This is a genomic window from Mesoplasma florum L1, assembly GCF_000008305.1.
Lineage (GTDB): Bacteria > Bacillota_I > Bacilli_A > Mycoplasmatales > Mycoplasmataceae > Mesoplasma > Mesoplasma florum.
The window spans coordinates 646410-661440 of sequence record NC_006055.1 but is presented as its reverse complement, the minus strand read 5'-3'; the positions used below and the strand labels follow the sequence as shown (position 1 = coordinate 661440).

Sequence of the window (15031 nt, the reverse complement as noted above, 5' to 3'; positions counted from 1 at the left end):
TCAAGAGAGGTAAAAGAATGTTAGTTTCATTTATTATTTCTAGCCAAGCTAGAGAAGAAAAATTATTTAAAACAATTAATACACTAAAAAAACAAACTAATGATTCATATGAGTTAATCATAGTAGTTGACGAACCAAACATTGAAAAAGAAGCTATAGATTTTGTTAGAGATCAGTTTATTGAAAACGACAAAATTATGCTAATCTTTAATTCAAAAGGTCAAGGAGAATCATTAAATTGAAATAATGGGATAGAGTTAGCTCGCGGTGAGTATGTTTCATTTTTAAAAGAAGGGGATTTAATTAATGAAAATTATGTACAGACAGTACAAAACATTGTTGAATCAAACGAAGCTAAAATAGATTTAATTGAAGTTCAGTATGAACAATCAAATTTATTTGAGGGTGATACACAACCATTATTAGAAACAAATAAATTGTATGATTTACAAGATAATAAAGAAGTATTTGCTTATATTTCACAAGAAATTTATGGTAAATTATTTAGAAGTAAATTTATAAAAGATTTTAGAATAACTTTCAAAAAGAATGTTAGATTTGATATGTTATTTTTATTTATGGCACTTGCACACTCAAGAAACTTTTATTTATCAGGAGATGTTTTATTTAAACATAAAGTATCTGTACCTAAATACTCAATTTTTGATATAGTTAATCAATGACCTCACGTATTAAACTACTACAGAAGAATTGGAACATATAAAGAATTTAAAGATGAATTAAACTTTGCAGCCAATTACTGTATGGCATATGATTTCTTGAATCTTTCAAAAAGCATCAAGAATCCAGCTATTAATAAAAAAGCAATTTTATTTGTTAATACAAAACTTGACAGAAAAGTGAAGGAATTCACAACACAAAATGCAATTTTCTTAGAAAACGCAAACCCAGATTTCACAATAAGAATGGAAAATTTCAATAGCTTTATTAATGAACGACTAAAAAAATTAGGATAATTGATAATGTTTGAAGTAAATAAAAATGTTGATGGAAATTATGAATTATTAAAAGTAGAAGAAAACGCATTAAAGGAAAATGAATTTTATTTACCAAGTTTATGAAAAATATTTTTTGCAAGACTTACAGATTTAATTATTAGTTCTTTATTATTTTTAATTTTAGGATTTATCTTTAAAGATCAAGCTAAAGAAGGTAATTGAATTTTCTTATTTATAATTTTTTCAGCAGCATTAATATGAAATTTTTCCTACTTTGTTTTACTACCATACTTTTTTAATGGTAAAACAGTAGGAAAAATTATTTTTAGAATAAAGTTAGTGAAATTTAAAGCAAGCGAAAAATTAAAATTCAAGGATATATTTGAACGCGAATTATGATTTATATTACTACCATGGTGTCTATTATATTTAGGAAACATACTTTTTCTTTTCTTAATGTCAAAATATGATAAGACTAAATCTAGTGGTTACTTAGATGCAGGTTATATAATATATCAATTAAACTATTGAATTTTTTTAATTTGAAATATTGCCATAGCACTGTCAATTAAATTACAAAAAAATCATCAAGCATCAGTAGATATGAAGAACAAAGTTATAGTTGTTTTAGAAAAACAAAAGCAAACAAAAATTTATAAAAATCAATCTGGCAAATCTGTTTTAAAAGAAACACCAGGTAAATTTGATGATGCAATTTTAAATGAAATTGGTAACTCAGAGGAAAAAGAATTTTATAATTCAATACAAGTTGATAAACCTAGCTTAACTGAAAATTTAAAAATTGAAAAAAAGAATCAAAAACAAATAGAACAAAAAGAAAAAGGAGAAAGCCATGAATAATTTATTATTACAATTAAATGAACAACAATTGGCAGCGGTGACAATAACAGACAAACCGTTAAGAATAGTTGCTGGTGCTGGTTCTGGTAAAACTAAAGTAATTACCACAAAAATTGCTTATTTAATTGAAGAACTAAAAATGGCTCCTTATAAAATATTAGCTGTGACTTTTACCAATAAAGCAGCAAGAGAGATGAGAGATAGAGTAACAAAAATTATACCTGACTTAAAAAGTAATCCTCATATTTCTACATTTCATGCTTGATGTTCAAGAGTTTTAAGAGAAGATTTTGAATTAGTAGGTTTAAATAAAAACTTTTTAATTATCGATCAAGGTGATCAAATTGCAATTTTAAGAAGTTTAATAAATGAACACTTTAGTCATTTACCTGAATTAAAAAAATACACAGAGAAAAAAATTATTTATAGAATTGGTAATTGAAAGAATGATTTAACATCTCCATTAGAAGCAACAGAAGAATGTTATAGTGGGATTGAAAGAGCTATTGCTACGTTATATCAAAAATATGAAGATTATTTAAAAACAATAAATTCAATTGATTTTAATGATTTACAAGTTCTTGTTTTTAAACTTTTTAATGAGCATCCTGAAGCTTTAGAAAAATGAAGAAATAGATATGATTATGTTATGGTTGATGAGTTTCAAGACACCAACGATCTACAGTTTGATTTAATAAAATTTTTAACAAGAGATAAAAATAATTTAACAGTAGTTGGAGACCCAGATCAAACAATATATTCTTGACGTGGGGCAAAAGTTGATATTATTTTGAATTTTACAAAATCATTTTCAAACGGTGTTAGCATCACTCTTAATCAAAATTATAGATCAACTCAGAAAATTTTAGACTTAGCAAATGACTTTATTAATAATAATAAAAATAGAGAAGCTAAAGATATTTTTACAAATAATGCAACAGGAGATTTACCAATAATTAAAGAATGTGAATCTAGAAATGATGAAGCAAGATATGTAACTTTAAAAATTAAAGAATTAATCAAAGATGGTTATGAGTATAAAGACATTTTTGTACTATACAGGCTTAATGCTTGATCACAAGAATTTGAAAAAGAATTTCAAAATAATAAAATTCCTTTTCAATTAATTGGTGGAATTCGTTTTAAAGACAGAAAAGTAATTAAAGAAGCAAATGCTTTTTTAAGAACTTTAGCTACACAAGATGAACAAGCTGTTGAAAGAGTTTTAAAAAGCATTCCAAAAGTTGGAGATGTAACAATTAAGAAATTAAAAGAAAAAGCCAATGACATGAATGTATCGCTTTATGACTTAATTGTTAATGAAGATGAATTGCATATAAATCAAGTTTCAAAACATTTGACAACAATAAGAAATGTTCTTTCAAACTCTGTAAATGTTTATAATGAAAGCAAGAATATCAGAATGACATTGCAATATATGCTTGTTGAGTCAGGATATATTCAAAAATTGAAGGATACAGAAAAAAAAGAAGATTTAAGTTACATAGATTCATTGTATGATCAACTAGAAAATTTTGATAAATCATATCAAACTGAAGAATTAAACGAAGGATCAACAGATAAAATAGTTTCTTATTTACAAGAAGAAGCACTATTAAATTCTGATGCTGATGATATTGAAGCACAAAAAGTTACTTTATTAACTGTACATGCTGCAAAAGGTTTAGAAAATAAAATAGTTTTTGTTGTCGGGCTTAATCAAGATGTATTTCCAGGTAGATTATCTTCAAATTCAGCTAGAGAAATAGAAGAAGAAAGAAGAACTTTATATGTTGCTATAACAAGAGCAGAAGAAAAAGTTTATATAACGTATATTAAAGGTGAATTTTCATTTATTTCACAATCAGAATTAGCACCATCAAAATTTATTAAGGAATTCGACCAAGATTTATATCAGTTTGAAGGTAAATATCAAAAGAGTTCAAATCCGTTTGCCAATACAAGTCACTTAAGCTCAATCAAATCAAATCAGCATGTGAAAACATCTGCAGGATATGAGAAGAATGATGTTATAGAACACATGATTTTTGGTGATGGAGTTGTTATTGAAATAAACGACCAAACAATGAAGGTTGCTTTTAGTTCAAGTTATGGAATTATGCCAATTTCAGTTAATGACGCAACCATATCAAAGAAAAATTAATTAATAAGAATTGATAATGATATCAACTTATTGATATAATAATTAAGTATCAAAAAATACAGGAGGAAAATTAAATGGCACAATTTACAGCAGTTATAACTGACAAAATTGGATTACATGCAAGACCAGCTACTGCAATTATTTCAGCAGCTTCAAAATATGGTTCAGACATTCAAATCGTTTCAGGAAGTAAATCAGGAAACTTAAGATCAATAATGAACATCTTATCAATGCAAATTAAAAATGGTGATGAAATTACTATTATTGCTGATGGTAGTGATGCTGAAGAAGCAGTTGCTGGTATTAAAGAAGCAATGATCGCTGCAGCATTAATTGAAGGTTAAAACAAAATTAATGAAAATTGCTTATAGCAATTTTTTTATATGTTTTAATTAATTAGACATGAAAAAAGGAGAAACATGAAATTAATAATTAATAAACTCAAAAATTTTATGAAATCATCATTAAACAAAATGAGATTTCAAGATCAATTACCAGAAGAAGTTAAATTCAAATTTAATGTTTTTAATCCTTTGATTGATGGAATCATATTCGCAACTTCAGTTCTATTTGTGCCATTAATAGTTCTTATAATATTAAAATTCACAATAAACGCAAATACAGAAGAAGACACACAAAGTATTATAAATCTTGTGTTTGTTTCAGTTCAAATATTTTGCTCTGCAATAGGTTGTTTTGTTTTATATAAAAGAGACAATGAACTTTTCACAAGAACCAATGCTTTTGGTATTTATGCTTTTATAGTATTACCTTTCTTATTTGTAATAATTTTAGGTTCGTTATTTTTAGCTTTATCTGGTTGAAACAGCAAAAATAATCCGGTAGCAACTCAATTTGTATCAATGACACTACAAATCATTGCAGAAGTTGTTGTAGGAATAATATTATTTATTAAAGTGCCATTTTTGAAAGATAGAATTTTTTTGACTTTGAAAAAAGAATGAAAAAAAGTAATAGTAGTAGTTTTAATAATGACAATCGTTTTATTCGCTGTATCATTTGGATTAAGTTTTATTGAAAAAGAAACAGCAAATCAAAATGCACTTAGTGAAATTTATAAAAACTCTTCAATTACAGTTAAAATATTTTATTCAATTTTATTATTTATTTTTAGTGTTGTTGTTGCACCATTAGTTGAAGAACTAGCATTTAGAGATTCAATTTTTACAGGAGTTGGTAATAAGTGATTTGCAATGATCATTTCATCATTAGCTTTTGCTATGGTACATGTAGGTATGGGAGATGTTCAAAACATTTACATATATTTAATTCCATCAATTATATTATCAGCAACTTTTATTTACACAGAAGGTAATGTAACCTATTCATGATTAGTTCATTTAGGATCAAACCTTATAACATTTATTTGAATGATCGCAGGGAGAAACTAATGAATACATTTAAAGCAAATCAAAATGATGATAATCAGTCATTATTTAAATTTTTAAAAAAGAATTATAAAACAACACCTCTATCAGTTATTTACAAATGACTAAGAAAAGGTGACATTAAAATTAATGGAAAAAGAATTAAGGATAAAGATTATTTAATTAAAGCTAATGATGAAATTATTGTTTATGACAATAACAAACCAGTTTTAAGGGATGATTTCAAAAAAATAACAAATTATGATATTGACGTTATATATGAAGATTCAAATCTTTTAATTGTTAAAAAACCTTATAACGTTGAAGTCCATTCTCCAGTTAAAACAAGTATGGATGATATTGTTAAGAATTATTTATTTGACACAAATCAATATAATCCTAGTGAAGAGAATTCATATGTTATAAGTCATATTCATAGATTGGATAAATTAACATCTGGACTAATTATGTATGCAAAAAATAAACAAACACATGACATTATGGTGGAAGCAATTCAAGATAAAGAAAAAATTGAAAAATACTACCGTTGTAGAATTGATGTTCCAGTAACAGAAAGTTTAATTGCTAAGGGATGAATTAAATATGATCCAATAATTCAAAAATCAGTATTTAGCGAAGAATTTAGAAGTGATTACAAAGAAGCTACAACAATATTTAATGTTGTTAGTTTAGATGTAACTAATGAACAAACTGAACTTGAAGTTCAAATATTAACAGGAAGAAAGCACCAAATTAGAGCTACTCTTGAATATTATGGCGCTTCAATTATCAATGATTCTAGATATTCTGGAACAATAATAAACAATGAAAAAATGATTTTTTTATTTGCTAATAAATTAGTGTTCAATGGTTTTGAAGGAAATTTGGAAAATCTAAATGGTAAAATTATAGAAATAGAACCAACCTGATAAAAAGGAGGTGGAGAAATGCAACCTGAAGCTACAAATGCAACAGAAAACATAGTTATAAAGACATCAGCTAGAACTAGTGTTTGAAGTGCGCTAGTTGGAGTTGCTATTTCTTTAACAAATACCATTATTCAAATTCTTATGATTTATTGAATTTTGAGTGCTTATGGTACTGAATTTAATGGGTTCGTAAGAATATCAATGTCAATCGCTATTATTGGTGGTACATGTGAAGGTGCTTTAGGAATAACTACAGTTATTTTAATGGCAAAACCAATCATGGAAAAAGATTGAATTACAGCAAATGAATCTTTTTCAACAGCAAAAAGAAAATATCGTAATAAATTATGAAGAGGATTAATTTTTGTAACTTTAATTTCAATTTTATATCCTCTTGAAATTGCTTTAGCTCCACATTTTTTACAAGGAGATCCAATTACAACAAGTATTACAGGACCAATTATTAAAGATGGAATGGATCCAATTACAATACATTTATGAGAATTAGGATTTGTTTGTTTCTTTTTTGGGTTCAAGCAAGTTGTTAGTTCTTCTATTTTTGGTATTTATGAAAATGTCCTTGAAGCTGACAAACAAAACTATTTAAGAAGAGCAATTATTTTGTTTACTGATGTAATTGTATATATGTTAATTATTTCCTTACTAAGTTATATAAATTTTAAAGGAATACATATTAGTCCTGTTTTAGTTTTCTTACCCATTGTTATTTATCCTTTTATTCGTGGATTTATGATTATGGTATATGTTAAAAGAAAATACCCATGAATTAAATTTTACTCAGATTTTAACGATCATAATTTAGTGAGAAAATCATCAAAACTTTTCTTTTCTTCATTAGGAATAAATACTTTGATGAATGCTGACATTATTATTCTTCTTATTGTTTTAGGAGCTTCTGGTCTTAAAACAACATCTATGTTATCTATTTATATGATAGTAGGTATTAATATAAGAATTATTATGTTAAATTTTATTGTTTCTTTTAGAGAGTTCTTTATATCTCAAATTTTAAGAGAAGGAAGAATAGAATGAAAAACATATACAAACTATGAACTTTATACATATATTGTTGCTGCATTTAGTTTTGTTATGATTTCGATCCTTACACCTTTTGTTGCAACCGGATTATTTGGAAACGTTATTGCAAAAGATTTTGATGGAACAGAAGCTAGCGCTATATATCAAGCAGAAGCATTAAAATATATATTTTCTGGACAAGAATTTTCAATATTATTTGGTTTATCTACAAGTGCCATTATTATAGTACAAGGTCAGTATGTTTTAGTTCAAGCTAAAGGTATTGAGAAAAGAACAACTAAATGATTGAACTTGATTGCAACTTGATATGTAGTAACAGAAGCTATAACTTTAGTATTAATTTACTTTTTTGCTTTTAACTCAGGAGATAAACCTAATTGAATACCTAATATTATTAGATACTTTTACATAATCAAATTAATATTTATGATGATTGCTTACTTCTTCTTGTGGTCATTTACTTGAACGCATATAACTTATAATTCTTCATTAAAAAATGTAATACCAAACTTTATATTCTTATTAGTTCCAGTTATTTCAACATCTTTATTTATAAAATATGGATTAAGTCAATTTGCTTTAATAAAAATAAATATTGCAACTACTGAAGCTGGTACAATAAGTGTTATTGTGGATTCAATTTCTATTCCAACAATTGTTAGTGTACTCGCCATTACAGGGATTACAAGTTTACCAATTTGTATTATATTGCCTTTAATATTCAGACCAAAAATTGGTTTAAATATTATTGTTAACTTACCGATTGTTAAACAAATTATTCAAAAAAATAGTAGTAAATTAAAAATTGCTAGGTTCATTGATGCAGGTATTAATGCTGAAGAAGAATCAAATCAAAATGATCAAATAATGAAATCTTTATACGATCAAATTGAAGAAAATAATGAAATAATTAATGATGAAAATTATTTTGAAAAAAGATATAAATATAAAAATACACCAAAAGTTTATACACTAAAACCTACTGAAACAACAGTTGCAAAAGTGAAAACTAAAAAATAACATTAATTCTTAAAACTAAGCCCTTTAAAAATTGGGCTTTTTTTGCTATAATTTTAAAAGTTGATTATTTAACAAAAAATATAGATATTCAATCACAAGCGAGAATTCATTAACCCAGTGCCCGAATTAGTAAAAGGGTGGTTAGTGTTCGAATCGCTTGGAAGCCTAACAAATACAAAAAGAAGGAGTACAAAAATGGCATACAAAGAAGTAACAAGAGATGAGTTATCTGCTGCTGGTGTTCAATACGGTCACCAAACAAAAAGATGAAATCCAAAAATGGCACCATTTATTTATGGGTCAAAATCAAAAAACCACGTAATTGATTTAGAAAAAACTTTAATTCAATTAAGACAAGCTGAAAAATTAGTTCAATCAATCGGAGCTAAAGGTGAAAAAGTTTTATTCGTAGGAACAAGACGTTCAGCTAAATTAGCTGTTAAAGAAGCTGCATTAAGATCAGGAAACTATTATGTTAACCAAAGATGATTAGGTGGAACTTTAACTAACTTCAAAACAATCGTAAAAAGAATTAAAGCTTTATGAGAAATTGAAGAATCAGAAAAAAATGGACAATTAGCTTTAAGAACTAAAAAAGAACAAATCTTAATTTTAAAAGAAAAAGCTAACTTAGAAAAATCATTAGGTGGAATCAAACAAATGCGTAAATTACCTGCTGCATTAATTGTTGTAGATCCTAAATCAGATGAAATTGCTGTTAAAGAAGCAATTAAATTAAACATTCCAGTTATCGGATTATGTGATACTAACGTTGATCCAGATATCGTAACTTTACCAATTCCTGCAAACGATGATTTACAAGAATCAGTAAACATTATGATCAATGCTTTAGTTGATGCATTCGCTGATGGAGCTAATTTAAAATTAGCACCTTCAGTTTTAAAAACAGTTGTTGTTAAACGTGAAAGAACAGAAGGCGAAAACAACTACTCAAACAACAGAAGCTGAAATAAACCTGAAAGAACAAATAACTAATAAAATCAAAAGGAGAAAACACATATGGCTGTAAACGCACAATTAATTAAAGAATTAAGAGAAATTACACAAGCTGGTATGATGGACTGTAAAAAAGCTTTAGAAGCAACTGATGGAAACATCGAAGATGCAATCGTTTGATTAAGAGAAAACGGATTAGCTAAAGCTGCTAAAAAATCAGACCGTGTAGCTGCTGAGGGTGTAGCATTAGCTAAAGAAGACGACAAAAAAGTTGTTATTCTTGAAGTTAACTCAGAAACTGATTTCGTTGCACAAAACGAAAAATTTATAAATTTAATCGATGAAATTGCTAATGTATTATTAGCTTCAAATGCTAAAACTTTAGAAGAAGGTTTAGCATTAAAAACAAACTCTGGAGAAACAATTGAACAAGTTTTAGTTAGTGCTACAGCAACAATTGGAGAAAAAATTCAATTAAGAAGATTTACTTTAATTGAAAAAGAAGCTGGAAATACAACTACTTTATACAATCATGCAAACAAAAGAGTTTCAGTTGCATTGAACTTTAAAGGAACACTTGATTCAACAGATGCATACAACTTAGCTATGCACGTTGCCGCAATGAGTCCACAATACAAAAGCATTGATGAAATCCCTGCTGAGTTTAAAGAATCAGAATTTAGCATCATTAAAGCTGAAGCTAAAGAAGATCCAAAATTACAAGGTAAACCAGAAAATGTTTTAGAAAACATTTTAAAAGGAAAATTATCAAAACGTTTATCAGAAATTAGTTTAGTAGACCAACAATATGTTGTTGATGAAAGTTTTAAAGTAGGTCAATTCTTAGAATCTAAAAAAGTAACTTTAATTGACATGGTTAGATATGAAGTTGGAGAAGGAATTGAAAAAGTAGTTACTGACTTTGCAAGTGAAGTAGCTGCTCAATTAGGTAACTAGTTATGAGTTCAAAATTTTTAATTATGAGTATCGTGTTAATTGGAGTTTCATTACTTTTATTATTAACACTAGCATTTTATTACTACCAATTTATAAAACTTGATACTAAGTCAAAAAAATATGGTTTAGTTTTACCTATTGTAACTGTATCATTAATTTCAATAAGTGAAATTATGGGAATTATAACAGCTATAATTTACAAACCTGATAATTCAAATGCAAATACAGGTGCTATAGTAACAACAGTTATAGGAATGGTTTTCATTGCTGCTTCAGTAATTGCTTTATTCTTTTTCATACCACACTTTGGTGTTGCGTTAACAAAAGATTCAGTTAATTTAATTGGAGAAAAAATTGACAATAAAAATATTGTTAAAATTATAAAAGATACTAGAACTGAAAATATTTATGTTTTTTACAAACAAGGTAAAAGAGTTACAAAAAAAGTTAAATTTAGTAGAAAAATGGTTGATGCTTCATTCTTTGATGAAAAAATGACAGGTATCAAAATTGATACTGAAGATGCATTAGCATATCATAATAAAACAATTAGAAATAAATAGTTTAAAGCATTCTTAGGAGTGCTTTTATTCTACAAGAAGGAACAAAATGAAAAAACAAATTTATAAACTTATAATATTTTTTTTAATGTTAATATGCTTTATTTTTAGTTTTATTTCAATGAGTCATAATAAAGAAGTAAATAAAATAAAAACAAAGGAAAAAGTTGTTATGTTAACTTTTGATGATGGTCCATCAGCGTCTGCTGATGAACAAATTTTAGATATTTTAAAACAATATAATATAAAGGCTACTTTTTTTATGACCGGTATTAATTTAGAAAAATATGAAACAGAACCAGGAGTAAAAAGAGTTGTAGATAGAATGGTAAATGAAGGGCACACGCTTGGTAATCATTCTTATTATCATAATGAATATATAAATGATCAAAAGCAATTAGTTAAAGAATTAAACAATGTAAATGACATGATAATTAAAGCCTATGCCGAAAATGGCAAAATTGTTGAATCAAAAGATATACCAATTAGGATGCCTTATCTTCAATATTATAGAGGATTAGGATATGTGCAAAGTAAAGTTAAAAATCCATTTTGAGTTAGAGGATATTTAGGAACAGATTTTTTAGAAGAAAAAACCGGTAAAAATGAAATTATTAAACAATATATGGATAATTTAAAAAAAGGTCAAATTTTTGTTGCCCATACTAGAGATTATGCAAAAGAGTGGTTACCTGAATTTATTGAAACACTTCAAGAAAAAGGATATAAATTTTCAAACTTTACAAAAAATTCTGAATCATATTGATCAAACTATGGAAAGTTAGGATTTTAAAATGAGATATTCAACTATAGAAATACTACAAATAACTTCAGCAATTTTAATATCTTTTGTTTCATTTATTGTATCTATTTATTTTTTATTTCTAATGATAAAAAAGAAGCAAATTTCTTATAAAATTTTTTATATTTTATTTTTACTAATAATATCTATAAGTCTATTCACATATACTTTGATTACAATGAACACATTATATAATTCTTGAGGAATTCTGAATTTAATAACTATATTACTCGAATTTATTTCAGTTATATTAACAGTTTATTTATTTTTCATAAAAGATAAAAATTTATTAAAAAATAACCTAAAATAAATAGCAAGTATTCTATTATGAATACTTTTTTTATTGTCTATTTTGGGTATAATAAATAAGATGAATGAGGTATTTAATATGAAATATAAATATAGTACAGTTTTATTAAAACTGAGCGGTGAAGCTTTAAAAAGCGAAAATGAAATTTACAACAAAGAAAAATTAGAAGACATTGCTAAACAAATTGTTGAGTTAGCAAAAAATGGATTAAAATTAGGAATCGTTATTGGTGGAGGAAATATCTGAAGAGGTAAACTTGGAACTGATATTGATATGCCACAAATTAATGCTGACTACATGGGAATGTTAGCAACTGTTATGAATGGTTTAGCACTTGAATCAACTATCAAACGATTAGGATATGACAAAGTTAATGTTTATTCTTCTTTACCAATTGAAACAGTTACAGATGATTACAACTTTAAAAGAGCTCGTTTAAAAATGAATGAAGGCTACATTTCAATTTTTGTTGGTGGTACAGGGTTCTCTTACTTTACAACAGATACTAATTCAGTAATCCGTGCAATCGAAATTGGTGCTGATGCAGTATTGATGGCAAAAAATGGAGTAAAAGGAGTTTATGACTCAGATCCAAATTTAAATCCGAATGCAAAATTTTATAAAAAATTAACTCATCGTGAAATAGCTGAAAATCAATTACGCGTAATGGATTTAACAGCTGCAACATTGGCTAAGGATGCAAAACTTCCAATTGAAGTATTTGACATGCAAGGACAAAACAACATAATTAAGGTTATGGAAGGTTCATTAGAATCAACAATAATAGAAGAATAGAGGAAAAAAATATGGATGAAATTTTATTAATAGCAGAACAACAAATGGAAGATACTGTTGTTGCTTGACAAGAACATATAAAAACAATTAGAACAGGTAGAGCAAGTGCTACAATGCTAGACAAAGTTATGGTTAATTACTATGGAACTCCAACTCCCGTTAATCAAACTGCTCAAATATCAACACCTGAACCACAATTGTTAGTAATCAAACCTTGAGACAAAACTTTAATTCAAGAAGTGGTTGCAGCAATTAATAAATCAGATTTAAATTTAAATCCAGTTTCTGATGCTGAGGTTGTAAGAATAAACATACCAGCTTTAACAGAAGAAATCAGAAAAGATTTAGTTAAAAAAATGAATAAAGAATTAGAAAACTTTAAAGTACGTATTAGAAATATTCGTAGAGATTCAATCGATACAGCTAAAAAAGATAAATCAATAAGTGAAGATGTTGTTAAAGGTATTGAAACAGATATTCAAAAATTAACAGACTCAAGTATTAAGCAATTAGACGAAATATCAAAAGTTAAAGAAAAAGAATTAATGGCAATATAGATTAAAACATTTGTTATACAAATGTTTTTTCCTTAGAAGGTGGGAATAAAAATGGAAAACATAATTAGCATAGTCAAAAAAGACTTAAAAGAAATTGCGCAAAAATTTAATATATCAAAAGACCCAATTGTTGAAATTAACAAAAATAATATTGATAGTCATTTTTCTACAACTCTTGCTTTAATGAGTGCAAAAGAGTTGAAACAAAATCCTATTCAATTAGCAGAAAATATTAAAAATGAATTATTACAAAAAGATTACTATGACCAAATAGAAATTGCTGGACCAGGTTTTATTAACATTAAATTAAAAACAGAATTGCTTTCAACAACAATTAAAAATATTACAACTTTAAAAGAAGCGTACGGTAAAAATAAAATTAAGAATAAAATTATTAATATTGAATACGTATCAGCTAACCCAACTGGATTTTTACACGTAGGTCATGCAAGAAATGCGGTAACAGGATCAGTATTAGAAGAGGTTTTGAAATTTGATGGTTATGAAGTTCAGACTGAATTCTACACAAACGATGCTGGTAATCAAATAAATATTTTAGCAGTTACTGTTTTTGTTCATTATCTTTGAGCTTTAGGTATTGAAACAGAAAAACCTGCTAATACTTATGGTGGAACATTTTATGATGATTTAGCAAATATAATGATTCAAAAATATGGTGATAAATTTAAAAATTTAACTTTTACTGAAACAGCTATTTCAGATGAAGAAACTCACCAAATTTTTAGAAAAGAAGCAGTTCAACATTTCTTAACTGAAATCAAACAACAATTAAAAGATTTTGGTGTAGTTATTGATCATTATTCAAGTGAACAAGAAATGTATGATACAAATCAGATTGAAAAACTTTTAAAAGAATATAAAGAAAAAAATGCTACTTATGAAGCAGATGGAGCTTTATGATTGAAAACAACTGAATTTGGGGATGACAAAGATCGTGTTCTTGTTAAAAAAGACGGATCACTAACTTACATTGTTCCTGATCTAGCTACTCACAACATTAGAATTCAAAGAACTCATGCAGATGTTTTAATTAACATCTGAGGTGGAGATCACCACGGATATATTCCTAGAATGAGAGCAGGACTACAACTTTTAGGCCATAATCCTGACATTTTAGAAATTGAAATGGTCCAAATGGTAAGGCTTATTAAAGATGGTAAAGAATACAAAATGAGTAAAAGAAAAGGTACTGCTGTTTGATTAGTTGACATTATGGAAATGGTTGGAAAAGATGCTTTAAGATATATGTTAGCTTCTAAATCAAGTAGTTCACACATGGATTTAGATTTAGATTTAGTTCAACAAAAAAATGCAACAAACCCTGTTTACTATGCTCAATATGCAACAGCAAGATGTCATTCAATTTTAAATCAAGCTGATCAAAAAAATATAAAAGCAAATTTAAACGTATCTAACTTATTATCAAACAAAAAAGAAGTTGAGTTATTGTTAACATTAGACAACTTCAATCAAGTTATCCAAATGTCTGCAAAAAATAGAGCGCCTCAATTAATATGTGAATACATTCAAACTGTATGTAAACAATTCCACTCATACTATGCTGATACAAAAATTCTTGATGAAAATGATGTGCCAACAAGTGAAGCAAGATTGGGATTGGTATTGTCTGTTTTACAAGTATTGACTAATGCATTTAACATCATTGGTGTCAGTGCTTTAGAAACAATGTAA

The 15031-nt window shown here is 26.8% G+C and carries 14 protein-coding genes; all 14 read left to right on the top strand.

What is annotated here, in order from left to right; genetic code table 4:
- Positions 1-17 precede the first annotated feature (17 nt).
- Positions 18-977: a glycosyltransferase gene (locus MFL_RS03040; protein WP_011183466.1), complete on the top strand. Its 960-nt coding sequence runs from the start codon at positions 18-20 to the stop codon at positions 975-977.
- Between the two features lie 6 nt (positions 978-983).
- Positions 984-1820: an RDD family protein gene (locus tag MFL_RS03035; RefSeq protein WP_011183465.1), complete on the top strand. Its 837-nt coding sequence runs from the start codon at positions 984-986 to the stop codon at positions 1818-1820.
- Entirely contained in the window at positions 1813-3984 is a 2172-nt protein-coding gene (locus tag MFL_RS03030) for an ATP-dependent helicase (protein WP_011183464.1), read from the top strand. Before MFL_RS03035 ends, MFL_RS03030 begins: the two co-directional genes overlap by 8 nt.
- Before the next feature lie 74 nt (positions 3985-4058).
- Positions 4059-4328: an HPr family phosphocarrier protein gene (locus MFL_RS03025; RefSeq protein WP_011183463.1), complete on the top strand. Its 270-nt coding sequence runs from the start codon at positions 4059-4061 to the stop codon at positions 4326-4328.
- 75 nt (positions 4329-4403) lie between these two features.
- Positions 4404-5396 carry a CPBP family intramembrane glutamic endopeptidase gene (locus MFL_RS03020; protein WP_011183462.1) on the top strand — a complete coding sequence of 331 codons (993 nt, stop codon included), beginning with the start codon at positions 4404-4406 and terminating at the stop codon, positions 5394-5396.
- Positions 5396-6304, top strand: coding sequence for an RluA family pseudouridine synthase (locus MFL_RS03015; RefSeq protein ID WP_164919795.1), 909 nt, complete (start codon positions 5396-5398; stop codon positions 6302-6304). Before MFL_RS03020 ends, MFL_RS03015 begins: the two co-directional genes overlap by 1 nt.
- Positions 6305-6319: 15 nt before the next feature.
- A complete protein-coding gene (locus tag MFL_RS03010; protein WP_011183460.1) occupies positions 6320-8380 on the top strand; it encodes a transporter in 2061 nt (686 codons plus the stop codon).
- A gap of 195 nt (positions 8381-8575) precedes the next feature.
- On the top strand, positions 8576-9376 hold the full coding sequence (gene rpsB / locus MFL_RS03005) for a 30S ribosomal protein S2 (RefSeq protein ID WP_023026095.1): 801 nt from the start codon (positions 8576-8578) through the stop codon (positions 9374-9376).
- Between the two features lie 24 nt (positions 9377-9400).
- Complete coding sequence (gene tsf / locus MFL_RS03000) at positions 9401-10294, top strand: translation elongation factor Ts (RefSeq protein ID WP_011183458.1); 894 nt, start codon at positions 9401-9403, stop codon at positions 10292-10294.
- A 2-nt stretch (positions 10295-10296) separates the two neighbouring features.
- The gene (locus MFL_RS02995) at positions 10297-10857 is read left to right on the top strand and encodes a hypothetical protein (protein ID WP_011183457.1); all 561 of its coding nucleotides are present in this window, start codon (positions 10297-10299) and stop codon (positions 10855-10857) included.
- Between the two features lie 46 nt (positions 10858-10903).
- Positions 10904-11647, top strand: coding sequence for a polysaccharide deacetylase family protein (locus MFL_RS02990; protein ID WP_011183456.1), 744 nt, complete (start codon positions 10904-10906; stop codon positions 11645-11647).
- Between the two features lie 397 nt (positions 11648-12044).
- Positions 12045-12761: a UMP kinase gene (pyrH, locus tag MFL_RS02985; RefSeq protein WP_011183454.1), complete on the top strand. Its 717-nt coding sequence runs from the start codon at positions 12045-12047 to the stop codon at positions 12759-12761.
- A gap of 11 nt (positions 12762-12772) precedes the next feature.
- Positions 12773-13318 carry a ribosome recycling factor gene (gene frr / locus MFL_RS02980; RefSeq protein WP_011183453.1) on the top strand — a complete coding sequence of 182 codons (546 nt, stop codon included), beginning with the start codon at positions 12773-12775 and terminating at the stop codon, positions 13316-13318.
- Positions 13319-13369: 51 nt separating this feature from the next.
- On the top strand, positions 13370-15031 hold the full coding sequence (gene argS / locus MFL_RS02975) for an arginine--tRNA ligase (RefSeq protein WP_011183452.1): 1662 nt from the start codon (positions 13370-13372) through the stop codon (positions 15029-15031).